This window comes from Nonomuraea endophytica (genome assembly GCF_014203235.1).
Lineage (GTDB): Bacteria > Actinomycetota > Actinomycetes > Streptosporangiales > Streptosporangiaceae > Nonomuraea > Nonomuraea endophytica.
Genome location: NZ_JACHIN010000010.1, coordinates 294,382 through 318,757 on the forward strand (window position 1 = coordinate 294,382; position 24,376 = coordinate 318,757).

25 protein-coding genes are annotated in these 24,376 nt (G+C 70.7%); 11 read left to right on the forward strand and 14 right to left on the reverse strand.

What is annotated here, in order from left to right; genetic code table 11:
• Positions 1–129: 129 nt before the first annotated feature.
• A complete protein-coding gene (locus HNR40_RS34125; protein WP_184968752.1) occupies positions 130–1,545 on the reverse strand; it encodes a serine/threonine-protein kinase in 1,416 nt (471 codons plus the stop codon).
• 815 nt (positions 1,546–2,360) lie between these two features.
• Between HNR40_RS34125 and HNR40_RS34130 the strand changes: the two genes are divergently transcribed.
• The 4 genes from HNR40_RS34130 (at position 2,361) to HNR40_RS57455 (ending at position 6,660) form a co-directional block, all read left to right on the forward strand.
• The gene (locus HNR40_RS34130; protein WP_184968753.1) at positions 2,361–3,326 is read left to right on the forward strand and encodes a helix-turn-helix domain-containing protein; all 966 of its coding nucleotides are present in this window, start codon (positions 2,361–2,363) and stop codon (positions 3,324–3,326) included.
• 80 nt (positions 3,327–3,406) lie between these two features.
• Positions 3,407–3,724, forward strand: coding sequence for a hypothetical protein (locus tag HNR40_RS34135; protein WP_184968755.1), 318 nt, complete (start codon positions 3,407–3,409; stop codon positions 3,722–3,724).
• Between the two features lie 768 nt (positions 3,725–4,492).
• Positions 4,493–5,920 carry an adenylosuccinate lyase gene (gene purB / locus HNR40_RS34140; protein ID WP_184968757.1) on the forward strand — a complete coding sequence of 476 codons (1,428 nt, stop codon included), beginning with the start codon at positions 4,493–4,495 and terminating at the stop codon, positions 5,918–5,920.
• Complete coding sequence (locus HNR40_RS57455) at positions 5,917–6,660, forward strand: GNAT family N-acetyltransferase (protein ID WP_184968759.1); 744 nt, start codon at positions 5,917–5,919, stop codon at positions 6,658–6,660. Before purB ends, HNR40_RS57455 begins: the two co-directional genes overlap by 4 nt.
• A gap of 272 nt (positions 6,661–6,932) precedes the next feature.
• On the opposite strand, the gene HNR40_RS34150 is transcribed toward HNR40_RS57455, so the two are convergent.
• Positions 6,933–8,165 carry an isochorismate synthase gene (locus HNR40_RS34150; RefSeq protein ID WP_184968761.1) on the reverse strand — a complete coding sequence of 411 codons (1,233 nt, stop codon included), beginning with the start codon at positions 8,163–8,165 and terminating at the stop codon, positions 6,933–6,935.
• A 184-nt stretch (positions 8,166–8,349) separates the two neighbouring features.
• On the opposite strand from HNR40_RS34150, the gene HNR40_RS34155 reads away from it, so the two are divergent.
• Positions 8,350–9,141, forward strand: coding sequence for a GDSL-type esterase/lipase family protein (locus HNR40_RS34155; protein ID WP_184968762.1), 792 nt, complete (start codon positions 8,350–8,352; stop codon positions 9,139–9,141).
• Here HNR40_RS34155 and HNR40_RS34160 read toward each other — a convergent pair.
• The gene (locus HNR40_RS34160; RefSeq protein ID WP_221341169.1) at positions 9,138–9,845 is read right to left on the reverse strand and encodes an HNH endonuclease family protein; all 708 of its coding nucleotides are present in this window, start codon (positions 9,843–9,845) and stop codon (positions 9,138–9,140) included. The two genes, HNR40_RS34155 and HNR40_RS34160, sit on opposite strands and share 4 nt — an antisense overlap.
• A gap of 60 nt (positions 9,846–9,905) precedes the next feature.
• On the opposite strand from HNR40_RS34160, the gene HNR40_RS34165 reads away from it, so the two are divergent.
• From HNR40_RS34165 to HNR40_RS34175, 3 genes are all read left to right on the forward strand, one after another.
• A complete protein-coding gene (locus HNR40_RS34165; RefSeq protein ID WP_246509734.1) occupies positions 9,906–10,295 on the forward strand; it encodes a fluoride efflux transporter FluC in 390 nt (129 codons plus the stop codon).
• Positions 10,292–10,672: a fluoride efflux transporter FluC gene (locus HNR40_RS34170; protein ID WP_184968766.1), complete on the forward strand. Its 381-nt coding sequence runs from the start codon at positions 10,292–10,294 to the stop codon at positions 10,670–10,672. The genes HNR40_RS34165 and HNR40_RS34170 overlap by 4 nt, the downstream gene beginning before the upstream one ends.
• A 301-nt stretch (positions 10,673–10,973) precedes the next feature.
• On the forward strand, positions 10,974–11,885 hold the full coding sequence (locus tag HNR40_RS34175) for a S1C family serine protease (RefSeq protein WP_184968769.1): 912 nt from the start codon (positions 10,974–10,976) through the stop codon (positions 11,883–11,885).
• Between the two features lie 232 nt (positions 11,886–12,117).
• Here HNR40_RS34175 and HNR40_RS34180 read toward each other — a convergent pair whose 3' ends face one another.
• The 4 genes from HNR40_RS34180 to HNR40_RS34190 form a co-directional block, all read right to left on the reverse strand.
• On the reverse strand, positions 12,118–13,395 hold the full coding sequence (locus tag HNR40_RS34180; protein ID WP_184968771.1) for a glycosyltransferase family 4 protein: 1,278 nt from the start codon (positions 13,393–13,395) through the stop codon (positions 12,118–12,120).
• Between the two features lie 150 nt (positions 13,396–13,545).
• Positions 13,546–16,644 (reverse strand): S41 family peptidase, encoded by a 3,099-nt coding sequence (locus tag HNR40_RS34185; protein ID WP_184968773.1) that lies wholly within the window; start codon positions 16,642–16,644, stop codon positions 13,546–13,548.
• Between the two features lie 69 nt (positions 16,645–16,713).
• Positions 16,714–16,839: a hypothetical protein gene (locus HNR40_RS56640; RefSeq protein ID WP_281395609.1), complete on the reverse strand. Its 126-nt coding sequence runs from the start codon at positions 16,837–16,839 to the stop codon at positions 16,714–16,716.
• Positions 16,840–17,068: 229 nt separating this feature from the next.
• Positions 17,069–17,335 carry a DUF3040 domain-containing protein gene (locus tag HNR40_RS34190; protein ID WP_184968774.1) on the reverse strand — a complete coding sequence of 89 codons (267 nt, stop codon included), beginning with the start codon at positions 17,333–17,335 and terminating at the stop codon, positions 17,069–17,071.
• A gap of 132 nt (positions 17,336–17,467) precedes the next feature.
• On the opposite strand from HNR40_RS34190, the gene HNR40_RS34195 reads away from it, so the two are divergent.
• Positions 17,468–18,502, forward strand: a complete 1,035-nt coding sequence (locus tag HNR40_RS34195; protein ID WP_184968775.1) for an Rv2578c family radical SAM protein — start codon at positions 17,468–17,470, stop codon at positions 18,500–18,502.
• Here the strand turns inward: HNR40_RS34195 and HNR40_RS34200 are convergent, their stop codons facing one another.
• On the reverse strand, positions 18,503–19,441 hold the full coding sequence (locus HNR40_RS34200; protein ID WP_184968776.1) for an AraC family transcriptional regulator: 939 nt from the start codon (positions 19,439–19,441) through the stop codon (positions 18,503–18,505). It abuts the gene before it with no gap.
• A 71-nt stretch (positions 19,442–19,512) separates the two neighbouring features.
• Here HNR40_RS34200 and HNR40_RS34205 point away from each other — a divergent pair, with 71 nt between their 5' ends.
• Complete coding sequence (locus HNR40_RS34205; RefSeq protein WP_184968777.1) at positions 19,513–20,349, forward strand: SDR family oxidoreductase; 837 nt, start codon at positions 19,513–19,515, stop codon at positions 20,347–20,349.
• The gene (locus tag HNR40_RS34210; protein WP_184968778.1) at positions 20,346–20,717 is read left to right on the forward strand and encodes a DUF4440 domain-containing protein; all 372 of its coding nucleotides are present in this window, start codon (positions 20,346–20,348) and stop codon (positions 20,715–20,717) included. The genes HNR40_RS34205 and HNR40_RS34210 overlap by 4 nt, the downstream gene beginning before the upstream one ends.
• A gap of 18 nt (positions 20,718–20,735) precedes the next feature.
• Here the strand turns inward: HNR40_RS34210 and HNR40_RS34215 are convergent, their stop codons facing one another.
• The 6 genes from HNR40_RS34215 to HNR40_RS53770 are packed head-to-tail and all read right to left on the reverse strand — an operon-like array spanning position 20,736 to position 24,328.
• Positions 20,736–21,905, reverse strand: a complete 1,170-nt coding sequence (locus HNR40_RS34215; RefSeq protein ID WP_184968779.1) for an RNA polymerase sigma factor — start codon at positions 21,903–21,905, stop codon at positions 20,736–20,738.
• Positions 21,902–22,246, reverse strand: a complete 345-nt coding sequence (locus tag HNR40_RS34220) for a YciI family protein (protein WP_184968780.1) — start codon at positions 22,244–22,246, stop codon at positions 21,902–21,904. The genes HNR40_RS34215 and HNR40_RS34220 overlap by 4 nt, the downstream gene beginning before the upstream one ends.
• Positions 22,243–22,575: a YciI family protein gene (locus HNR40_RS34225; protein WP_184968781.1), complete on the reverse strand. Its 333-nt coding sequence runs from the start codon at positions 22,573–22,575 to the stop codon at positions 22,243–22,245. Before HNR40_RS34225 ends, HNR40_RS34220 begins: the two co-directional genes overlap by 4 nt.
• An 11-nt stretch (positions 22,576–22,586) precedes the next feature.
• Positions 22,587–23,180, reverse strand: coding sequence for a hypothetical protein (locus HNR40_RS34230; RefSeq protein ID WP_184968782.1), 594 nt, complete (start codon positions 23,178–23,180; stop codon positions 22,587–22,589).
• A complete protein-coding gene (locus HNR40_RS34235) occupies positions 23,177–23,935 on the reverse strand; it encodes a MerR family transcriptional regulator (protein WP_184968784.1) in 759 nt (252 codons plus the stop codon). Before HNR40_RS34235 ends, HNR40_RS34230 begins: the two co-directional genes overlap by 4 nt.
• 33 nt (positions 23,936–23,968) lie before the next feature.
• On the reverse strand, positions 23,969–24,328 hold the full coding sequence (locus HNR40_RS53770) for a hypothetical protein (RefSeq protein ID WP_221341170.1): 360 nt from the start codon (positions 24,326–24,328) through the stop codon (positions 23,969–23,971).
• Positions 24,329–24,376 lie beyond the last annotated feature (48 nt).

Consider the following 24,376-nt stretch of genomic DNA (forward strand, 5'->3'; position numbering starts at 1 on the left):
CCGAATGTGAGCCACGACCCGAAGGACGCGAAGAGACAGCGTTCAGTATCGCACTGCCGGCTCTCCTTCGGCATGTTCACAGCAAGGCCGAATCGGTTTTGGTGGGGGTGGGCTTCTGCATTTGCCTGCTCACCTGGGTGCTGCTGACCTGATGACGATGAACTCATCGGGCGTCTCCGCAGTGAACGCGTCACCGTAGATGCCGAGTCCGTTGGCAGGCTCCGTGCCTCGTTTCACCGCGAATTCGACAGTGTTGCCGCCAGGCTTCAGGATGCGGGCGTCGAAACGCCAGGTGTATGGGGCGCCGCGCCCGTCGTCGGGGATGACCAGTTGGGTACCGAGGCTGACGCCGTTCACCTTGACCTCCACTGCCGAGTAGGCGTCCACGGGGCCGGAGAACCCGACGGCGTCGGCCGACAGACGGGCTCCCACCTCAGCCTCGCCGGTGCTGGCCTTCGGGTACGTGAAGCGGTACATGAACGACCCGGTGACCTGGCCGTAGGCGGTCCCATTAGTGAGACCGTACCGAACAAGGTTGTGATCATTCTCGTAGACGGGCCCGTACTTGGACCACTGTGACATGTCCTTATCGAAAGCCGCGGGACGGATACGAATCTCGTTCGTGGCCGGGGAAGTGAGCAAGTGCAGCGCGAGGACGACGATGAGTACCGCGGCGACCGAAGCGATAGCTAACCAAGGCCCTGCACGGCGTCTTCGCAGCCCGGACGGCGGCGGGATATTGCCGCTCGCCTCGGCCAGCAGGGCGAGCGCTTCAAGGGCGCGCAGGCGCCGCACCGGATCCTTGTTGAGCAGCCCGCTTATAACCTTGGCGAGTGGTCCCGCCCGGCGCATAGGCTCAGGTTCTTCGGTCAGCAACTTGGCACATACGGCGGCGGAGTGCGGGGCCTGGAAAGGCGGGCGTCCCTCGACTGCGGCATACAGCGTGGCGCCTAGCGACCACAGGTCGGACTGCGCAGTAGCCCGTAATCCGCGTATCTGCTCCGGAGCCATATAGGCAGGGGTGCCAACTAGAACCCCGGATTCGGTCACGGCTGTCTCGCCCTCGATCATGGCGATACCAAAGTCCGTCAGCACGACCCGGTCGCCGGTGATGAGCACGTTGGCGGGTTTCACGTCCCTATGTACGATGCCGGCCGCGTGCGCCGCCGCCAACGCGTGAAGGACAGCCATGCTGATACGGGCCACCCGTTGTGGTGAGAGCGGGCCTGCCTCGAGGAGGTCGGCCAGGGAGTGGCCGTCGATCAGCTCCATCACGATCCACGGTCGGTTGTCAGGGCCGTCCAGCACATCGTGCACGGTGACTACGCCGATGTGGTTGAGCTGGGCTGCGGAGCGGGCCTCACGCCGTACCCGCCGACACCACTCTCGGGCGCGGCTTGCGTCCGAGAGTGACAGCGTGAGTTCCTTTAGGGCCACGTTCCTGCCGAGTTCCTCGTCGTGGGCCTTCCAGACGACGCCCATGCCGCCCCGCCCGATCACGTTCATGAGCCGGTAGCGCCCGGCCAGCAGGAATCCCGCCCGCATCGGCAGACCCTTTCCGCGTGTGGTGTAGCGGTGGATCGCTGTGATCGTACTCCTTGGGGCTCATGGTTAGGGGCCGATGGCTAGCTTGCGCAGTGGAAGCTGTGAGCTTGACGTACGTCTCGGTCAGCGTTGACCCTCTGGCTCCCTGACCGCAGGCCGCTGCCCAGGCGTGCGATAGCAGCCCATTTCTGGATGTAGCCGACATCGTCGCAACAGTCGGCAGCCACCTGGGCAGGGGCGCGACCCGCATGCCCGTCATCCGGGACGGCGACACTTGGGCGCTGCTGACCCCGGAGGGCGCGCTCCGGCCTGGTCGGTGACGCCAACCTCGGACCGTTCAGATCGTTCGGGAATTTCGCGCAAAACTGGTAAATATCATCTTGTGCGGGTTAGGGTCGAAACACCAGACCCTGTCCCAACCCTCGACAGCGACCCCCCTCAAGGAGCCCTTGAAAAGCAGAAACGCCCCGCACTGCGGGGCGTCCCTTCACATCTGAACAGCAAGCGGATCAACTGCCTCGCTCCGGCCCAGGCGACCAACCAAACGGCCAGAGCGGCGCATCACCAGATCCACAATTGCTTGGAGACTTACCATAGCACTTCGCCAAGCGGCTAGTCCTGCATGCCCCGAAACAGGCACACAGCTCGCCGTCCCCGGTCTCACGGCCCACCTCGCCGAAGATGAGCACCACGCCGAACAGCGCATCGTCGCGCCCGCTATCGGCCTCTGGTTCGACGCCGTCGACTACCTGTCCGGCGCGACCAACCGCCGTAACGACTGGCGACGCCGCATCCTCCAGCTCGCCTGGCAGCTCATGAAGCGCTCCACCCGAGACATGCTCACCGCGCCCAAGAAGGGCGCCACCTGGGCCGTACTCGCCGAAGAGCTCGGCGTCAGCACGCGCACCATCGCCAGCTACCTGGCCTGGATGCGCGACAACGGCCTGCTGCTCACCGAGGTGCACGGCACGACCGTCCGCTACCGGCACGGCACCATGTACGGCGCACGCGACGACGGCCGGGGCAACGAGGCCGCCCAGTACCGCCTGACGATCCCCACCAGCATCCTGGAGGGCGACCTCGAAAGCGACGCCTCGGACGCCGACCAGGACGAGATCCCCTGGCCGGTCGAAACCGTCGCGACTCGCCCCCACCTCACCCCAGTGACCAGCATTTCCGCAGGTGATAGCCCTGGGGACGAAACTTTCACCCCCGCCCTTGTGGTTGCTCTTGAGGGAGGAGCTCTCCCATACGCACGCGCGCACGCGCGCGAAGAGACCGGCAAGATCTGGCGACGCACCATTCGCCCCAACCGGCAAGCGGAAATGCTTGCTGCATGTGAACGACTCCGCTCCGACAACCTGACACTCCGGGCGCTGTCGGCGCGCGATCTACGCTCCCTGCTCCGGCCTCTGTTCAAGGCCGGAGCGACGCCCGCTGACGTGGAGTACGCGCTGAACGTTCGCCCGGACGGGGAGCGATGGGGCCACGTCGACCCCAGCTCGCCGATCCTGCCGCTGCCCCCGGCAGTTCGAACTCGGACCCTGCGTGCCCGTCTCCGCCACCGCCTGGCCCTCTGGCTCGGCCCGGAGAGGGAGTTCGCTGGGGAGTTGCCGTCCCACGCGGAAGCGTGCGCCGCCAAGGCTCGTGTGCGTTCCCAGGAGGCGCTGCCGGCCAGCGCCCGCCGTCAGACGGCTGACGATGTTCGGGCGGCTGTCGAGTCGTGCGCGCGGGGTGTCGCTGCGGCGAGGGCCGCGCTGCGCGGCAAAGGTGCGGCCTGAACCGCCTCGCTAAGTACGGACGCTGTGTACATTCTGTAGTTGACTATTCACTATGAGTGGCAGCTCTGATGGAGGTGCGAATGTTCGCGCAGGTAAAACGCATGGTCCGTGTCGGCGGCGCTCTGACTGTGGCGTTCGTGGTAGTGGCCGTGACAGCGGTTCCCGCCCACGCCGGGAGGGGGACGTTGTGGATCAGCGGGGCGCCCATCGTCAACCCGCCCCGTGGCTGCCACGACTACCCGGGCAGCGACATCCACTACATACGGAACGACCTTGAGCGTTCGCATGTCGACGCGTACAGAGATGACAACTGCGATCCGGAGCAGTACATCGGCACCGTGTATCGGGGCAAGGATGGCATCTACCGCGTCGGGTCCTACTTTGTCGCCGACTTCTGAGTAGCACCATGTCGCGGGGTGGCGGGAAGCGGGCAGGCCTGCACGGCGCGAAAAGCGCGCCGACAGCTGTCCGGCGCCCGGGTAAAGCGCTCCAAAAATCTACTTTGTAAGGGCGCTCACGCCGCTGCGTTTCCGGGCGCAGCACCACGCTGCGCCCAGATAAGCCGAACAAGCTCATCAAGGGAGAGGCCTCCCGGGGAGTACGCCTCGTGTGCGGCGTCCTCGGGGGAGAGGGAGTCGCGTCGAGCGCGAGCGCGGGCGAGGATCAGGCCCGCTGACGCGAAGGCTTCGGCACGAGTCGTCATGACCTCATTTTCTCACATTTCGAGTATTTCCAGTACGTCCCGAATGGCTCCATTGTGGGAGGGAGGCTGGGCCTGGATGGCTCGCAGGGCTCCAGGGCAGGTCACGGGTATTGAATCTTCTTTGCATCAATTCCGGCATTCGGCGTTCCGACCCTCTACACGATGGTCGAGCGCACGAAGGACCGCCTGCGCCGCAAGCCCGCGGCCGAGGTCGAGGAAGAGCCGAAGGTCCTGGCCCCGACCCCCTGATCCCAGGGTGTCGAGCGCGCTGCGGCGGACGGGGTGTGATGCCCCGCCCGCCGCAGCGGCGTTTCCGGCCTTCGCGCAGGTGCGGCGGGAAGGGCTCTTCTCGCCAGCACGGCGGAAGGGCTTCTCGGTGGTACGGCGGGAGGGCTTTTCTCGCTGGTACGGCGGGCCGGGGCGGCGTGCCGTGGCCGGTGGGCGCACCATAGACTCATGGAACGTGACTAAGCCGCGTATCCCCAATGTCCTGGCCGCCCGCTACGCCTCCCCTGAGCTGGCGCGTCTGTGGTCTCCCGAGCACAAGGTCGTCGCCGAGCGGCGGTTGTGGCTGGCGGTGCTGCGGGCGCAGGCGGAGCTGGGCGTGGCGGTGCCCGAAGGCGCGGTCGCCGACTACGACAAGGTGCTCGAGGACGTCGATCTGGCCTCGATCGCCGAGCGCGAGCGGGTCAGCAGGCACGACGTGAAGGCGCGCATCGAGGAGTTCAACGCGCTGGCCGGGCACGAGCAGGTCCACAAGGGGATGACCTCGCGCGACCTGACCGAGAACGTCGAGCAGCTCCAGATCCGCGACAGCCTGCTGCTGGTGCGCGACCGCACGGTGGCGCTGCTGGCGCGGCTGGCGACTTTGGCCGAGGAGCACGAGGCCACGGTGATGGCCGGCCGCTCCCACAACGTGGCGGCGCAGGCGACGACGCTGGGCAAGCGGTTCGCGAGCGCGGCCGACGAGCTGCTGGTGGCGTACACCCGGCTGGAGGAGCTGATCGCCCGCTACCCGCTGCGCGGCATCAAGGGCCCGGTCGGCACCGCCCAGGACATGCTGGACCTGCTGGGCGGCGACCGGGAGAAGCTGGCCGAGCTGGAGAACCGGGTCGCCGCGCACCTGGGCTTCGAGCGGCGCTTCACCTCGGTGGGGCAGGTGTATCCGCGTTCGCTGGACTACGACGTGGTCACCGCGCTGGTGCAGCTGGCCGGGGCGCCGTCGTCGCTGGCCAAGACGATCCGGCTGATGGCCGGGCACGAGCTGGTGACCGAGGGCTTCAAGGAGGGCCAGGTCGGCTCGTCGGCGATGCCGCACAAGATGAACACGCGCTCGTGCGAGCGGGTCAACGGGCTCACCGTGATCCTGCGCGGCTACGCCTCGATGGTGGGCGAGCTGGCCGGCGACCAGTGGAACGAGGGCGACGTGTCGTGCTCGGTCGTGCGCCGCGTGGCGTTGCCGGACGCGTTCTTCGCCTTCGACGGGCTGGTGGAGACGATGCTGACGGTCCTGGACGAGTTCGGCGCCTTCCCCGCGGTGATCGCCGCCGAGCTGGACCGCTACCTGCCGTTCCTGGCGACGACGAAGATGCTGATGGCGGCGGTGCGGGCCGGCGTGGGCAGGGAGCAGGCGCACGAGCTGATCAAGGAGCACGCGGTGGCCGCGGCGCTGGCGATGCGCTCGCGCGGCGCCGCCAACGAGCTCCTGGACCGCCTGGCCGCCGACGAGCGTTTCCCGCTGGACCGCGCCGCCCTGGACGCGCTCCTGGCCGACCGCGTCTCCTTCACCGGCGCCGCCGCCGACCAGGTGGAATCGGTCTCGCAGCGGGTGGGCCGCGTGGTCTCGGCCCACCCGGAGGCGGCGGCGTACCGGCCGGGTTCGATCCTGTGATCCACGAGCTCACCTCTGTGGCGCAGGTCAGGGCCGCGTGCGGCGACGACGACCTGCTGATGTGGGCTGCACAGGGCCTCAGGCCCGGCGCACGGGCCTGGGCACTGGGCGACGCGGTGGTGACCGCCGCACCGGACCTCGCCCGCCGCGACCGCCTCGCAGTCTCGGGCAGTACGGCGAACGCCGTCCCGCTGGTCCGCCACGCCCTGGCGGAACTGGGCCCGGCCTACCGCCCCCTGGCCGAGACACGGACGCTGGCCGAGGTGTCGGCCAAGATCGACGGGATGGAGGTGGCAGGCGAATTCTCCTGGATGAGCCTGCACCCCGAACCATCGATCCCGGTCCCGGCTGACGCACTAGAGGTGGCGTGGCTGCCCGGCGAGGCGTCCCCGGAGGTGACGGAGCTGCTGACGGACTTCGCCCCGGAGTCCTACGCGGTGCCCGGCGCCGTCGGGGTGACCCGCTGGGCGGGCCTGCGAGTGGAGGGCAGGCTGGCCGCGGTGGCGGCGGACGCGTGGAGCGCCCCGGACGTGGGCTTATTGGCCGGAGTGGCGACCGCGGGCCCGTTCCGCGGCAGGGGCCTGGGCGAGCGGGTGTGCCGGTGGGTGTCACGCGAACTGGTCAACGCCTATGGCCGGGCGGCACTCATGGTCGACGACGACAACGGGGCGGCGCTGGGCGTGTACACCCGAATCGGCTACACCCGCCGCAGAATCGCAGCAGCAGGCCTCACCCCCTGACCCCACCAGCACACGCCGCACCCTCGACATCCGGCATCCGACCCACAACCTCCGAACCCGCCATCCGGCATCCAGGCCCATGAGGGCGGGGCCGACCGGGTTTTCGGCGGGTGAGGCCGAGAGTTGGCTGGGGGTTGCCCGTTCGGGTGGCTGACGGGCGCCGTTGCGGCGCCCGGCCCGTCCGACGTGAGAAGCGATCCCCCCGACCTGCGCGCGCTGACGTCGGCGGGTGGGGTGGGGGTGGCGGGAGCCGTAAGGGATAGAAAAGGGCTTCAGGGCCCTTCGAGGGCATACTGCATGACGCGAAACTTGGCCTGGGCCTCGGCGAGCTCGAGGGCCGGGTCGCTGGTGGACATGATGCCGCCGCCGGCGAAGAGGCGGGCGCGGCGGCCGCTGATCTGGGCTGAGCGCAGGGCGATGCCCCACTCGCCGTCGCCGTGGGCGTCGATCCAGCCCACCGGGCCCGCGTAGCCGGCGCGGTCCATGCCCTCGAGTTCGCGGATCACGTCGATGGCGGTGTCGGTGGGGGTGCCGCCGACGGCGGCCGTGGGGTGCATGGCGGCCACCACGTCCAGGACGGACGCGCCGTCGGCCAGGCGGCCGGTCACGTGGCTGGCCAGGTGCTGAACGTTGGGCAGGACGAGGAGTTCCGGCTCGTCGGGGGTCTGCAGGGCCGAGCAGAGCGGGGCCAGCGTGTGGCGGACGCTGGCGATCGCGCACTCGTGCTCGTGCCGGTCCTTGGCGCTGGCCAGCAGCGCGGCGCCGCGGGAGAGGTCGTCGGACGGGCTGGTGCCGCGCGGGGTGGTGCCGGCCAGGACCAGCGATTCGATCTCCTGGCCGGTGCGCCGGATGAGGAGTTCCGGCGTGGCGCCGACCAGGCCGGCGACGGAGAAGGTGTAACAGTCGGGGTAGCGGGTGGCCAGGCGCGCCAGCAGCAGCCGGATGTCGATGTTGCGCTCGGCGGTGGCCAGCAGGTCGCGGGCCAGGACGACCTTCTCGAGCTCGCCGTCGCGGATGCGCTGGGCGGCGCGGGCGACGATGGTCTCCCACTCGGGCGCGGTGAGGCTGCCGTCGCCGTAGCTGATGCGGCCGGGGGTGCGGATCGGGCTGAAACGTTCGAGGGTGGTGTCGCCGATCGTGGTGAGCCACGCGTGGCCGTCGCGCCGGGCCAGCACCGCCTGCGGGACGACGAGGACGGAGCCGGGGGAGTCCTCGTCGAAGGTGAAGGTGCCGAACGCCACCGGCCCGGTGCCGGGGGTGCCCACGTCGTCGCGGACGGCGGCGTGGCCGAAGACGTCGGTGAGCCATTCGCGGGCCCACGCGAAGCGCCCGGGGCCTGGCGGGACGGCCACGCGGGCGGCTTCTCCCCAGCCGACCAGTCCTTCTCCATGCCGGATCCACGCATAGGGCGCGGTCTTCGGCAGGGATTGCAGCAGGTCGCCGGGGTCGCCTACCGAGGTGGTGCGAACCGGCAGAGGGCGGGTGATTCCGAGCGCGACACTCACTCAAGACACTCTATGCGGGAACTGAACACGTTCGACTCCCGGCCCCGTGAATGACCGGTTACGGACCATGAACACGAAAATTTTCGCGTGTTGCGGATCGGGCGTGTCAAGCGGCGATGCGAAGTGGGTGTGGTGCGGGCCGTTCGCCTGGCCGGGAGGCAAGGGTCGATCTACCTTTGTGCGCATGATCACGCCTTTGGCCGCGGTCGCGGTGCTGGTGTCTGGGTCGATCGTCGCTCCGGTTCCGCAGGTCATGGCGGCGCTGGGGGATTCGATCACGTCGGGGTTCAACGCGTGCGGCTGGTACGTCTCGTGCACGTCGCGATCGTGGGCGGCGGGCGGGGACCGTACGGTCGGCAGCCATTTCACCCGGCTGGGGATGAAGGACGGCAATCTCAACTTCGCGGTGCCGGGCTCGACGAGCGCCGACCTACGCGCCCAGGTGGGCAAGGCGGTGGCGGCGAAGGCGGAATATGTGACGATTCTCATTGGCGCCCAGGACGTGTGCGCGGGCACCGAGAAGACGATGACGCCGGTGCCGGTCTTCGAGCGGCGGGTGGCGGAGTCGCTGGCGGCGTTGCGTGCAGGGCTGCCGGGGGCGCGGGTGTTCGTGGCCACGATTCCGGACCTGCGGCGGCTGTGGCAGGCGGGCAAGGACAACCCGATCGCCCGCACGTTCTGGACGCTGGGGCGGATCTGCCGGCCGATGCTGGCGTCGCCGGACTCGACCAAGCGCAAGGACGTGCAGCGGCGGGCGCGGGTGCGCGAGCGGGTGGTGGACTTCAACCAGGTGCTGGAGCGGGCCTGCGCCGGTTACGGGCCCAACTGCCGCAGCGACGGCGGGGCGGTGTTCTCCTTCCCGTACACGCTGGATCACATCAGCAAGTGGGACTTCTTCCATCCGAACGCGGCTGGGCAGCGGGCCTTGGCCGAGCAGACGTTCAAGCACGGTTTCGACTGGACGGACGCCCGCTAACGGCATTGGGCGAGCATGGTCTGCTTGTCGGCGCGGGTGACGGGGACGTCGTACTTGACGGCGACCTGGGCGAAGCGGGTGACGTAGGCGCAGCGGATGCGGCGCTGGGGCGGCAGCCAGTCGGCGGGTCCCGAACCGTCCTTCTCCTCGTTGGCCCGGCCGTCGACGGGCAGGAGGTTGAGCGGGTCGTTGGCGAAGTCGAGGCGCTTGGACTTCGACCAGGACTTGGCGGCCATGCGCCAGCCGTAGGAAAGGGGGACGACGTGGTCGACCTGGATCTCGTCGGCGTCGGAGACGCGCCAGGCGATGTCGCGGCCGGTGTAGGGGTCGGTCAGGGTTAAGGACAGGACGGTGCAGCCGGCGCGGACGACGTCGCGGCCGTCGCGGGCCAGCAGGTCGTCGCGGGTGCGGCAGCCGTTGCCCGCGTACGGGACGCCGGGGGCGGAGTCGGCCCAGTTGCCGCCGTAGTTGGTGCGCTGGTAGCCGGTGCTGGAGCCACGACCCTTCACTCGCAGGCGGGTGATGAGGGCGCGGGCGTCCTGTTTGTCGGCTTGGCTGGTGAGGGGCGCCAGGCTCGGACTGGTGCCGGTGGTGTTGGCCAGGGGGCTGGTGGCGGCGCCCGCCTGGGTGCGGTTCGTGGTGCCGAGCAAGGAAACGATCATTACGCCGCCGGCGAGAAGGGCGACCGCGTCCCGTGTGCTCAAGGAGCCTCCGTAGGCTTGGCCTCTTCTCGGTGGATTCCCATGATCGCCTGCTTTGACACGATGAAGGAGGGTGTTGTGGGGCAGTGGCGGGTCGTCGGCGTGGTTTCGGCGGGCGGGGTGGCGGGGTCGCTGGCCAGGTTCGGGCTGCAGACGTGGTGGCCGTCGGTGTGGGCGACCCTGGTGATCAACGTGGTGGGCTGCCTGCTGATCGGGATGCTCATGGTGGTGGTGCCGAGGCTGCACCGGCTGGCTCGGCCGTTCCTGGGGGTCGGGGTTCTGGGGGGTTTCACGACGTTCTCGGGTTATGTGGTGGACGCGCGGTTTCTGGCGGGGGAGGGGCCGTTCTGGCTCGCGCTCGTCTACCTCGTGGGGACGATGGCGGGCGCCGTCGTGGCGACCTGGTCAGGGGTACGGCTCGCACGCCTGCTCACCCGGAGGTGGGCCGGGTGAACGTGCTGCTGGTGGCGCTCGGGGCGGCGGTGGGCGCGCCGCTGCGGTTCCTGCTGGACCGGGCGGTCCAGGGCTGGGTGGCGGCGCGTGGCTGGGCGGGGCCCGTGGTGTTCCCGTGGGGGACGCTCGTGGTGAACGTGATCGGTTCGGCGGTGCTGGGGTTCCTGGTGGCCTGGCCTACGGGTGAGGGGCTGATGGCGCTGGCGGGCACCGGGTTGTGCGGGGCGCTGAGCACCTATTCGACGCTGGGATATGAGACGCTGCGGCTGGCGGAGGGCGGCGCCTGGCCGGCGGCGGCGGGCAACGCGGTGCTCAGCGTGGCGGCCGGGCTGGGCGCCGCCGCAACCGGTGCGGCCCTCGCGCTCGCCTGGTCATGAAAACGCACACCCGGTCGAGAAGACCCACACCCGGTCATGAAGTCGCACGTCCGGTCGCGAAGTCGCGCGCTTGGTTGTGAAGGCCCATGCCCGGTCATGAAGACGCTCGCTTGGTTGTGAGGACGCTCGCTTGGTTGTGAAGACGGATGCCTGGCTGTGAAGACGCTCGCTTGGTTGTGAAGACGGATGCCTGGTTGTGAAATCGCTCGGCTGGTTGGGAAGACGCATGCTCGGTTGTGAAGTCGCATGGCTGGTTGTGAAGAGTTAGCGTGTAATCCTGTAAGCAACGAAGGAGCGCGCGATGGTGGATCCCCTCGACGCCTACTCTCAAGTGGTCTCCTCCGTCGCCGCCGAGCTGCTGCCCAAGGTGGCCGGCGTCCGGGCGGGACGTAACAGCGGCTCGGCGGTGGTGTTCACCTCCGACGGATTCCTGCTCACCAACGCTCACGTGGTCGGCTCCTCGCGGACCGGCACGGTGGCCTTCGCCGACGGCACAGTGGAGGAGTTCGCCGTGGTGGGCCGCGACCCCCTGTCGGATCTCGCGGTGATCAGGGCGCAGGGGCCCACGCCCGAGCCCGCGGCCCTCGGCGACAGCGACAAGCTCGTGGTCGGGCAGCTCGTCGTGGCGGTCGGCAACCCGCTCGGGCTGGCCGGGTCGCTGACGGCCGGGGTGGTCTCGGGGCTGGGCCGTTCGCTGCCGGCGCGGGCCGGGTCGGCGGTACGGATGATCGAGGACGTCATCCAGACCGACGCCGCCCTGAACCCGGGCAACTCCGGCGGCGCCCTGGCCGACTCGCGGGCCCGGGTGGTGGGCGTGAACACCGCGGTGGCCGGGATGGGGGTGGGGCTGGCCGTACCGATGAACAGCACGACACGCTCGATCATCGGCGCGCTCATCCGCGACGGCCGGGTACGGCGGGCCTTCCTCGGCCTGGTGACCTCGCCGGCCCCGCTGCCGGAGCCGCTGCGCAGGCGCACGGGGCAGGCGGCGGCGCTGCGGGTGGTGGAGGTGGTGGCCGGTTCTCCCGCCGAGCGGGCCGGGCTGCGGGGCGGGGACCTGGTGCTGAGCGTCGGCCGTACCCCGGTGGGCGACGCGCAGAGCCTGCAGCGGCTGATGTTCGCCGACGCGATCGGACGCCCGCTGCCGATCACCGTCTACCGCAACGGCGCGCTCGTGGACGTGATCGCCGAGCCACTGGAGCTGACCGTCTGACCGGCTGCCCCCGGGGGGACGGCCGGTCAAAGAGGGCCACGCGACGGGCTGCCGGTCAGAGGGCTACCTGACGGGCTGCCGGTCAGAGAGGGCTACGTGACAGGCTGCTGGTCAGAGGGCTACGTGACGGGCTGCCGGTCAGAAAGGGCTACGTGACAGGCTGCTGGTCAGAGGGCTACCTGACGGGCTGCTGGTCAGAGAGCGCCACGCGACGGCTGCCGGTCGGAGGGGGTTACGCGACCGGCTTGGGCTTGGGCACGTAGGTGCCGTTGCGGCGGGCCAGGAGTTCCTCCAGCAGGTCGTCCCAGATGCGGCCGACCGCGTCCACGTCGTAGGTGCGGGCGGTCTCCAGGGCGCCGGTGGCCAGCGAACGGCGCAGCTGCTCGTCCTCGATGACGCGCAGGATCGAGGCTGCGAGGTTGTCGTTGGTGCGCGGCTTGACCAGCAGCCCGTCGACCTCGTCGGTGATCATTTCCTTGGGCCCGTGCGGGCTGTTGAAGCTGACGATGGCCAGGCCCTTGGCCATGGCCTCCAGGATCGTCATCGGGAAGCCCTCGTGCCGGGAACTGAGCACGAAGATCGAGGCCTTCTCCAGCTCGGCGCCGACGTCCTGGGTGGGTCCTGGCAGTTCGACCTTGTCCTCCAGGCCCGCCTCGGCGATCTGGGTACGCAGGTTGTCGAGCTGGGGTCCGTCGCCGAAGATGCGCAGCTTCCAGTCGGGGTGGACCTCGGCGATCTGCTCCCACGCGGTGATGAGGCGGTGGAAGCCCTTGAGCCGGGTGATGCGGCCGACGGCGACGACGAGCTTGGCGTCGAGCTTGGCCTGGCCGCCGGTCATGGGCGGCACCGCGTTCGGGATGCGCACCAGCCGCTTGGGCCGCTTCGGCAGCGTGTTGCGGTAGTCGCGCAGGTCGGCCTTGGTGAGGGTGACCAGGGCGTCGAAGCGGCGGTAGCGCCACTTGATGAGCTCCTGCAGGGCGTCGGGCTTGGCGTTGAGCCCGACGTGCTCCTGCGCGACGGTGATCACGTTGGGGTTGGCGAGCTGCGCCATGGCCAGGTTGAGGCCGGGGCGGGTGCCCATGAGGACGCCGGTGTCGAGCGAGCGGATGTAGCGGGCCAGCTGCAGGTCCGTCCAGGCGTTGAAGCGGTGGGCGGCCGACTCCCCCTCGGGGATCAGGCGGCTGGGCATCATCGACAGCATCGCGCGTACGCCGCGGCGCGGCTTGAGCCGGTCGTCGAGGAAGCGGAACTTCACCCGTTCGTCGACCGGGAAGAACGGCTTCTCGGCCTCCTTGAGGATGGAGACGATCTCCACGTCGCGCCCGGTGGCGGCCAGGTAGCTGGCCAGGTTGAACACCGTTCTGATCGTGCCGCCCATGCCGTTGGCGTGCAGGAGCAGGATGCGGATCGTGCCGATGGAGGGAGGCGGCGCGTTGCGCTGCCTGCGCCGGTTGTATCCCCTGTACAGCCGGGCGGCCGCGGCCTTCCCTTTGCGTGCCAGTGCGCGCACCTTGTCCTTGTCCCCTCGTCCGGTGTCATGACACACGAGGCCGGTGACGGAAGGTTCCCGCCACCGGCTCCAGGATCTGCATATCCGGGGCAGCACCGATATCCCCGTGGCACTGCCCCTTCTATGACCTTTTAGACGCTGTTCACCCCGTCAAGGTTGCACGTGAGTTGCCGGTGTGTGCGGTGGTTTGCGTTCGAGCAGGTCGAGGGCGGTGTCGATCGCCTTCTCCAGTTGGGTGTCGATTCCGGCCGCGTAGTCCTGCGGGGTGATGTCGACCTCGATGTCGGGGTCGGTGCCGTAGTTCTCGACCTTCCAGCCGACGTCGTCGAAGGCGAAGGAGAACTCCGGCTGGGTGGTGACGGTGCCGTCGGCCAGCCGGTGGCGCGGCCAGATGCCGACGACGCCGCCCCAGGTGCGCTTGCCGATGAGCGGGCCGAGGCCGAGGAGCTTGAAGGTGTGGCTGAAGATGTCGCCGTCGGAGGCGGCCCACTCGTTGGTGATGGCGACCAGCGGGCCGCGCGGGGATTCGGGCGGGTAGGGCTCGGGGTGGCCCCAGCGCGGGTAGTCGTAGCCGAGGCGGCGGCGGGCCAGCTTCTCCAGCAGCAGGGCCGAGACGCTGCCGCCGCCGTTGAAGCGCACGTCCACGACGAGGGCGTGCCGGTCGTACTCGGCCAGGAAGCCGCGGTGGAACTCGGCGAACCCGGTGGTGCTCATGTCGGGGATGTGCAGGTAGCCGATGCGGCCGGCCGAGCGCTGGTGGCAGCGGGCCCGGTTGAGGTTGACCCAGTCGCGGTAGCGGGCCGGCCCCTCGTCGGCGATGGCCTTGACGGTGGCGGTGAAGGTGTCGCCGCCGCGCCGCAGCGTGAGCTCGACCTCCTGGTCGGCCTGGCTGACCAGGCGCTCGTTCGGAGTGGTCTCGGCGCCGATGGGGTGCCCGTTGATCGCGAGTACGGCGTCGCCCGGCCGTACGTCCAGGCCCATGCGGTTGAGCGGCGAGGTGGCCTCGGGGTCCCAGGGGTCGCCGGTGACGATGGCGCCGATGTGGTAGACGCCGTCGCGGTAGTCCCAGTCGACGCCGAGCTTGCCCTGGCTGTAGTCGGGACCCGGGCGGTACTCGCCGCCGCTCTCGTAGGCGTGGCTGGTGGCCAGTTCGCCGTGCAGTTCCCACAGCAGGTCGGAGAACTCGCCCCGGGTGCTGACACGTTCGACGAGGGGCAGGTAGCGCTCGTAGACGGCCTGCCAGTCGACGCCGGACATGTCGGCGGTCCAGAAGTTCTCCCGCTGCAGGCGCCAGGCCTCGCGGAACATCTGCCGCCACTCGTGCTCCGGCCAGACCGAGACCTTGACGCGGGCCAGGTCGATCCAGCCGCTCTCCCGGCTGGGCGGGTCGTCGTCGTGCTCGGGGACCTCTCCGGCCTTGACCACGCGCAGCCGGGCGTCGGCGCGGTAGAGCAGCGTCTTGTGGTCGCGGGCGAGTTCGAGGTCGGTGACGTCTTCGGCGAAGGTCTCGTTCTTGGCCTTGGCGAAGTCGTACAGGTGCAGGACGGGTTCGCCCTCCAGCGGGCTGGACAGGATGAGCGCCTTGCCGCGCAGCGCGGCGATGCGCTCGTACCTGCCCTCGGGCAGGGGGAAGGCGGTGACCCGGTGGATCAGGCCCTCGGCGTCGACGCGGAGCGGCGTGGGCTCTTCCTCCTCGTCGTCCTCCTCGTCCTTGGTCTCCAGCGGGCGGGGCTGGGGGACGAAGGGGTCGGGCGCGTCGTGCCGCAGCGCGATGGCGTACGGGCGGGTGCCGAGCGGGAAGCCGAGATCGGACTGGAGCTGGTCCCAGACCGGAGAGAAGGTGCGCTGGCCGATGAAGTAGAGGTAGCGGCCCTCCGGGTCGAAGCAGGGGGCGCCGTCCTCCAGGATGGGCTCGCTGGCCTGGACGATGCGGCCGGACTCCGGGTGGTGGAGTTTGATGGCGGTGGTCTGGGCGTTGAGCGGGCTGGCGTAGGCGAGCCAGGTGCCGTCGGCCGACCAGGCGGGGTCGTGCGGGCTGGCGTGCGGGTTGGCCTCGACCAGCGTCGCCTGGCCGGTGCCGAGGTCGAGCAGGTGGAGTTCGCCCCGGTGGTTGGTGACGGCCACGCGGTCGTGGGCGGGGTCGGGCACGAGCTCGTTGATGCGGCCGAGCTCGGCCAGGTCCGTGGTGGAGCCGGGGCCGAGCAGGGTGACGGTCTCGTCGCCGTCGGCGCCGCTGGCCGCCGCGACCAGCCGCTCGCCGTCGTTGAGCCAGGTCAGGTGGCGGTAGCGGACGCCGTGGGGCGCGCCGTGCTGGCGGACCGGGCCCTCCCAGGCGGCCATGGTGTAGGCCTTGCCGCGGGTGGTGAGCGCCAGGGTGGTGCCGTCGGGGCTGAGGGTGGCGCTGTCGAGGTAGTCGGCGGCCTCGACGAAGCGGCGGTTGCGCTGGGTGCGGGAGGAGGCCAGGCGCACGTCGATCTTCTGCGCGCGGTCGGCGCCGGGCGGGAGGAGGTAGAGGTCGGCGCCGGCGTGGTAGACGAGGTGGTGGCCGTCGCTGGTGAGGTTGCGGGCGTAGTAGTCGCTGTGGTGGGTGTGGCGCTGGAGGTCCTCGCCGGCGGGGGTGCAGGAGTAGACGTTGCCGGTGCCTTCGTGGTCGGACAGGAAGTAGACGCGCTCGCCGCTCCAGCAGGGTGAGGCGAGGTTGCCGGGCAGCTTGATGAGGCGGCGGAAGTCGCCGTGGCCGTCGGGGTCGATCCACAGGTCGCCGGCGGTGCCGCCCCGGTAGCGCTTCCAGCGGGCGGGGTCGGCTGTGTTGCGGCCAAGGACGATCATGTGGTGCGGGCCGTGCGCGATGGAGTTGGCCGGCCCGTACGGCAGGCGTTGCGGCACCCCGCCCGGGGCGACCCGGTGGAGCCATTTGCGGCCCTCGAAGGGCTGGCCGGCGTCGCTGGCGTAAAGGATGCGGTCGTCGTGGTCCCAGCCGGTGACGGTGCAGCGGGCGCCGTGGTAGGTCAGACGGGTCGCGGCGCCGCCCTCGGCGGGCATGACGTAGACCTCTTCCGGTCCCTCCTCGCGGCCGACGAAGGCGAGCTGGTCGCCGCGCGGGGAGATGCGCGGGTATCCGGCCTCGGCCAGCCCGGCGGTGAGACGGAACGCGCGCCCGCCCTGGGCGGAGACCATCCAGAGGTCGTCCTCGGCGGCGAAGACGACGACGTCCTGGAAAATGGCGGGGAAGCGCAGGTAGGCGGGCATCGTCTCTCCGTGGTCAGACAGCCGGGACGTGGTGTCCCGGCTGCCTGATCCTTTCAGTGGCGGCGGCTCTTATGCTTCTTCCGCTGGCTTGCGCGTTTCCTGACGCTTGGCGGCTTTGGCCTGCCTGGTGGCCTTGATGGTGGCCTTCTTGGCCTTGCCGGACTTGGCCGCGGGTTTCTTCTGCTGCTCTGCCATTGCTCTTTCCCCCGATGTACTCGCGATGCCTGATACGACATCAACGCCGTTAATACCCACTTGCTCCATAAAGCCGACATTTCGCCGTTAAGTGGGCGTGCGGGATCGCGCCGGGCCGTACGCCTGGAGTGGGTGGGTGTCCGCGATCGGGCCGGGCCGTGGGTGGGTGTGCGGGATCGGGCCGGGCCATGGGTGGGCGTGCAGGATCGCGCCGGGCCGTACGACCGGATCAGAACGCCAGTGCGGCGGCCTCGTTGCGGAGCACGAGGATGAGCAGGGTCGCCACGAGCGTGGCGATGACCAGCCAGCTGATCATGATGATGACCGTCGAGCGGCGCGGGCGGAGGCGGGGGATCGACTCCGCGTTGTCCCTGGCCTCGCTGCGCCGGGCACGCTCGTTGAACGACTCGAGACGCGCGACGAGCCGTGGATCCTCGTCGACGAGGTGGCGCTCGATCTGGGCCAGCACCCTCTCCTCGTCCTGCGACCAGGCCATGGTGCACCTCCGGAACGCAAGCTCTGTGCCGACTTTCTGCCCAACCATGAAGATCATTAGCCGTGGTCTTGCCCAGTAATTGTGCGCTCTTTTCCTTTGCGATCATTGTCGAACCTCTGTTCTAATCATGTCATGCGCTGGGACAACCTGCGGCTCACCGGGGCCGACGACCGTGATCCTGCGGTGCCGCTGTTCGCCGAGGAGGCGGTGACGCGGAGATTCGACACACCCGAATTCCGGGGGATGACCTTCTACGAGGTGCGCGCCCGCTCGATCATCAGCCGCGTGCCCGCCACCAGCCGCATGGCGTTCCAGCACACGATCAACCCCTACCGGGGCTGCTCCCACGCCTGCCGCTACTGCTTCGCCCGCAACACCCACACCTACCTCGATCTGGACGCCGGGCTCGACTTCGACTCCAAGGTCGTGGTGAAGGTCAACGCCGCCGAACTGACCCGCCGCGAGCTGGCCGCGCCCCGCTGGCAGGGCGGGCACGTGGCGATGGGCACCAACGTCGACTGCTACCAGCGGGCCGAGGGCCGCTACCAGCTGATGCCGGGGATCCTGGAGGCGTTGCGCGACGCGGCCAACCCGTTCTCCATCCTCACCAAGGGCACGCTCATCCTGCGCGACCTCGCCCTGCTGACCGAGGCGGCGCAGGTGACCGACGTGTCCGTCAACGTGTCGGTGGGCTTCGTCGACGAACAGGCCTGGCGCACCGTGGAGCCCGGCACCCCGCACCCCGAGCGCCGCCTGGCCGCCTGCGCCCGCCTCAACGCCGCCGGGATCCGCTGCGGCGTCCTGATGGCCCCCGTGCTGCCGTATCTGACCGACTCCCCGGCCGAGCTGGAACGCACCGTCGAGCGGATCGCCGCGTCGGGCGCACGGCACGTGACGCCGCTGGTGCTGCACCTGCGGCCGGGGGCCAGGGAGTGGTATCTGGGGTGGCTGGCCCGCGAGCATCCGCGCCTCGTGCCGCGCTATCTGGAGCTCTACGGCAGAGGCGCCTACGCTCCCCGCGCCTACCAGGAGCGCGTCACCGCGCGGGTGAAGGATCTGGCCCGCCGCCACGGCATCGGCGGATCCGGCCCGAGCGGCCCCCGCCGCATTGCCGGGCGCACCCCCGCCCGGCCCGAACCGGCCGCCGAACAGCTGACCCTCCTGTAGTCACGGCCGGGCGTCGGCGCGGTATTCGCCGGGCGTCAGCCCGTACCACTGACGGAAGGCCAGGTGGAAGCCGACCGGCGTGCCGTAGCCGACGCGTTCGCTGATGCGGTTGTGCGGCAGCGCGGTCTCCGACAGCAGGCGCGCGGCCTCCTGCATGCGGCGCGCGGTCAGGTGGCGCATGGGCGCCTGCCCGACCAGGCGGCGGAAGGTCGCGGCGAAGGCGGAACGCGACATGCCCGCCTGCGCGGCGAGCGTCTCCACGGTCCACGGCTCGGCGAAGCGGGTCTGGACGGTGTGCAGCGCGGCGGCCACGCCCGGATGGCGCAGCGCATCCAGGACCGCCGCGCCCGCCGGCAGCGCCGAGCCCGGGGCGTCGAGCGCGGCGCGCAGCGCGAGGACGAAGACGAGTTCGAACGCGCGCAGGGCGACGAGCTGGGCGCCGGGCGCGGCGGTGTCCCATTCGCCGGCCAGCCGCTCCAGCGTCGCGCCCAGCAGCGGATGGGCCCGCAACCGCGCGCTCTCCAGCACGACCAGCGGCGGCAGCGCCTGGTAGAGCGGGGTGGCGGCGGCGCGGTCGTAGTGCAGGCCGCCGCACAGCATGACGGTCCGCGCGCCCGGCCCGTCGATCTCGACGGTGCGCACGCCGCCGGGCTGGCGTTCGGGAAGGACCCCGCTCAACGGTACGGTGGCCCGCCCCGGCCGGTCGGCCAGCCGGTGGGCGCTGCCGTGCGGGAAGACGGCCAGGTCGCCGGTGCCGAGCGTGACGGGCGGAAGGCCGGGCAGTTCAACGGTGCAGGAGCCCTCGTCGACGTAGTGCAGCAGGGCGCAGCTCTCCCGCCGCCCGGCCACGCCCCAGGGCGCGCGGGCCTGCCAGCGGCTGTGGAAGACGCCGTGCAGCCGCAGCGGGGCGAGCAGGTCGCTGAGCAGGTCCCCATCCATCGGACGATCCTTAAAGATGACAAGAGTGTGCTTTATCGAGCGTATCCCGTGCGCCGGGCAGGCTGTCTCCCATGACCTTCCTTGTGATGAACGCCGCCGGCGCCCAGGGCGGCGCGGTCGCCCGCCGCCTGCTGGCCGAGGGCCTTTCCGTGCGCGCCTTCACCCGGAGCGGCCCGGCTCCGGAGGGGGCGCGGCCGTTCACCGGAGACCTGGCGGACGGCGCGGCGGTGAAGGCGGCCTTCGACGGCGTCACCCACGCCTCGGTGATGCTGCCCATGGTCTACGACCCGGACACCGTGGCCCTCTACGTCCGCAACGTGCGGGACGCGGCGCTGGCGGCGGGGGTGCGGCGGCTGGTGTTCAACACCGGCAACCGCCTGCCCGCCGCCGAGACCGGCGTGCCCGCCTTCGAGACCCGCCGCCGCGCCGGCGACGAACTGCGCGCGGCCGGGCTGCCGGTGGTGGAGCTGCGCCCGCCGATCTACCTCGACAACCTGGCCGCCCCGTGGGTGGCGGGCCCGCTGGCCGCCGAGAACGTGCTGGCCTACCCGCTGCCCGCCGACCTGCCCGTGGCATGGCTGTCGCACGCCGACCTGGCCGCCGCCACCCACGCCGCGCTGACCCTCGACGGGCTGGAGGGCCGGATCCTGAACGTCGGCGCGGCCGAGGCCGTCACCGGCACCGACCTCGCCGCCGCGATCGGCGCCCGCTTCCACGCCCAGGACCCCACCGCCTTCGAGGCGGCCCTGAGCGCCATGGCCGGCCCGGTCACCGCCGCGGCCATCGCCGACACCTACCGCTGGGCCGCCGCCGACCGCTCGCTGCTGGCCGCCGACCCCGCCGCGCTCGCCCTCCTGGGCGTACGGCCCGCCGCCCCGGCCGACTGGCTCGCCGGGCAGCCCCGATGACGGCGCGCGAGGAGGTCGTCCGCCACCACCGGGTGATCGAACGCTGGCTGTCGGGGGAGCCGGGGCAGGAGTTCGCGGAGTTCGAGCGGGCCCACGCGGACGCCTTCACCCTGACCGGCCCCGACGGCCGCACCCTGGAGCGGGAGCAGGTGATGCGGCAGGTGCGCGATCTGCGCGGCGCGGCGCCCGGCCTGCGGATCGAGATCAGGGACGTGCGCGTGGTGGCCGAGTCCGGGCCGCTGCTGGTGGCCGCCTACCAGGAGTGGCAGGAGGGCGGCGCCCGCCGGTCGACGGTCGTCTTCCGGCGCGCCGGAGAGGAGCTGCGCTGGCTGCACCTGCAAGAGACCTGGCTCAACCCGCCCGCGTGATCGTGGCCCGGCGCCAGGTCAAGGGCGCAGGGTGGCGCGGCGGGACTGCAGGAACTCGCGCTCCGGCGCCGTCCCCACCAGCGCCAGCGCCTTGCCGTACTCCTCCACCGCCTCTTCCAGCCGGCCCAGCCGCCGCAGCAGCTCCGCGCGCGTCGCCGGGAGCAGGTGGTGGCGTGGCAGTCGCTCCTCCAGGCCCGCCAGCAGCTCCAGCCCGTCGCCGGGCCCCTGGGCCTCGGCCACCGCGACGGCCCGGTTCAGCCGGACCACGGCCGAGCCGGTCAGCGCCTCCAGCAGTTCGTAGAGCTGGGCGATCGCGGTCCAGTCGGTGTCCTGGGGCTCGATGGCCGAGGCGTGCTCGGCGGCGATCGCCGCCTGCACCTGGTAAAGGCCGGGCGGGCCCGGCCGCAGCAGTCCCAGGGCCTCGGCGATCTCCTCGCGGTGCCAGCGGCCGCGGTCCTGCTCGGTGAGCGTCACGATGCGCCCCCGCTCGTCCAGCCGGGCATCGCGCCGCGCGTGGTGCAGCATCATCAGCGCCAGCAGAGCGCTGACCTCGCTGTCGTGCGGCATCAGCGCGGCCAGCATCCGGGCCAGCGCGATCGCCTGCGCCGCCGGTTCCGTCCGGATGAGGTCCTCGCCCTCCGCGGCCGCGTACCCCTCGGTGAAGATCAGATAGAGCACGGCCAGCACCCCGTCGCGGCGCGCCCCCAGCTCCGGGCCTGACGGCACCCGGTACGGGATGCCGGCCTGGCTGATCTTCTTCTTGGCGCGGGTGATCCTGGCCGCCATCGTCGCCTCGCCGACCAGGAACAGCCGGGCGATCTGCCGCGTGCCCAGCCCGCCCACGCAGCGCAGCGTCAGCGCCACCCGCGCCTCCATCGACAGCGCCGGATGGCAGCAGGTGAAGATCAGGCTGAGCAGGTCGTCGCCCGCCTGCGGCTCGTCGACCACCAGCAGCGGCAGCTTGCGGGCCGCGACCGCCATGTGGCGCAGCCGCGAGACCGCCCGCCGCCGCGCCGAGGTCAGCAGCCACGCCGGAGGGTTGTCCGGCACCGGCGGCCAGGCCGACACCGCGGCCGTGAAGGCGTCCTGCAGCGACTCCTCCGCCAGGTCGAGATCGCGCAGCTCGGCGGTGAGGATGGCGAGCAGGCGCGCCCAGTGCTCGCGGTACGCCTGCTCGACGGCGCTCATCCCGAGTACTCCACCACCGGCCGCACCTCCACGATCGCCTCCGGGCAGGCGGTCGCCAGCTCGATCGCCTCGTCCAGGTCCTTGGCCTCGATGAGGTAGTAGCCGCCCAGGTGCTCGACCGTCTCCACGAACGGCCCGTCGGTGCGCAGCACCTCCCCCTCGCCCCGGCGCAGGCAGACGGCCTCGCCCGGCGCGCCCAGCTCCTCGCCTTCCAGGTAGGCGCCGCGGCCCTTGAGCATCTCGATGTAGGCGCCGTGACGGGCGATGCCCTCCTGGATCTGCTCCGGGGTGGCGCTGGCCCAGTCGGTGGCGTTGCCGTACAGCAGCAGGGCGTACTTCACGACGTGCACCTCCTGATCTCCACGTCGGACGGCATGGCCGAGGCCAGCTCGATCGCCTCGTCCAGGTCCCTGGCCTCCACGATCTGGTAGCCGGAGATCTGCTCCACGGTCTCGGCGTAGGGTCCGTCGGTGATGAGGACCTGGTCGCCGTTCTTCCTGACGGTGGTGGCGGTGGAGGAGTGGGCCAGCTCGTTGCCGCCGAGGTTCGCCCCGCGCTCGGTGAGCATCGCGGTGTAGGCGCCCCACCGGGCGTAGACGGCGGCACGCTCCTCGGGACCCGCCTGCGACCACGGCCTCTCATCGCCCACGACGAGCAGCACGTACTTCATGGTTTCTCCCTTCAGTCACTGCCATGACGCGCGGGCGGCGCGGGAATCGACAGCGTCCGGAGAAATTCTCGCGGATCGTCGGCGAACAACCTGATCGAACTCGCCTCCCCGGTACGGCCCAGCGGCCGCGTCACCGTCACCGGCTCCGACAGCTCCAGCAGGAGGTTGGTGCGCGAGTCGACGACCAGCTCCAGGCGCCCGTCGTCCAGGGTGACGAACCCGGAGTCGTGGATGCGGCTCGCGGCCCGCGCCGAGATGATCAGTTCGCGGGGGATGCGCAGGTCGAAGGCGGCTCCTTGGCGCAGCCGTACCTCATCGTCGCCCACCACGTGCGGCCGTGAGCGCGCGGCGGCGATCATGCCGAGGTTGGCGAGCACGAAGTAGACGTGCACGACGGTCAGGATCGGCCAGTTCAGCCACAGCTCCAGCGCCACGCCCTCGACCACGATCGCGAACAGGAACAACCACAGCGTGATCGACCCGCCCGCATGGTAGGTGATGGCCACCTGGCCCGGTCCGACGCCGTGGCGGCGGCCCAGCACCCAGTAGCCGAGGCTGGCCAGGGCGCGCAGTTCGTGCGCCAGCATGCGGCGCGCGACCCTCACGGCTTGCTCAGCAGCTTCATGACGCGGCGGATGACGACCGCCTGGCCGGGGCTCAGGTCGGCGAAGAAGGCCCGCACGAACGGGTCGTCCTCGCCGGGCATCTGCAGGTCGCCTTCGGGGATCAGCTCGCGCGGCGTCAGCTCGATCAGCCGCCAGGCCAGCTCCTCCACCTTCGGGTCGTCCTCGTCGGGGACGACGTCGGCGAACGCGTCGAGTTCGGCGTAGACCCGCATGACCCGGGCGTGGAACTCCGGGTCGGACTCCGGCAGGGCCAGGACGGGGTCCACGAAGCCGGACCGCCGGTCGGCGGGCATCGAGGTGTCCAGCAGTGCCAGGAGCTCGCGGTCGCGCGCGGCCATGCCGCCGCCGCCCTGGGGCAGCCGCCCGAGTATGCGCGCCATGTCGGGGGAGAGGGCGTCGTCGGGCTGCGGGTCCTCGTGCGCCAGCAGTGCGGCCAGGCGGGCGCGCCGCTCCCTGATCTCGGCCTCCTGTCTCTCCAGGTCGGCGTCGAGCTCGGTCAGCACTTCGCGCAGCTCGCGGCCCTGCTGGTCGGCCAGCACGTCGCGGATCTCCTCCAGCGACAGGCCCAGCTCCGACAGCCGCCGGATGCGTGAGAGGGTGACGGCGTCGCGCAGGGTGTAGAGGCGATAGCCGTTGGCCAGCCGTTCGGGCTCCGGCAGCAGGCCGAGGTGATGGTAGTGGCGCACCGCCCTGGTCGAGACGCCGGCCAGGGCGGCGAGTTCTCCTATCCGCATACCTCTATGAAAGACCTTGACGCTACGACAAGGTCAACCGGTCATGCTCCGGACCACCAGGAAACCGATGAGCATGCCGAGGATCATGGTGACGCCGGAGGCGACCGCGGCCCACTTGCCGAGCGACTCGCCCCGGGTGTGGCCGACGATGCCGAGCACGATGCCGATGAGGCCGAACAGGATCGGGATGAACAGCAGCGCGATCGCGGCGAACACGAACCCGATGATCGACAGGATCTGGACACCCGAGCCGCTCTTGGGCGGGGCGCCGTAGGGGGCCTGGCCGTACGGCTGGTCGTAGGGAGGAGCCGGTCCCGGCTGCTCGGGCGGCGGCGACCACTGCGGCCGGGCGTTCGGATCGTCGCCCTGGGGCGGATTCTGGGGTGTGGTCATAGGACTGCTCCCTAGGTATGGACCCCCGAAAGACATGCGTGTCTTGGA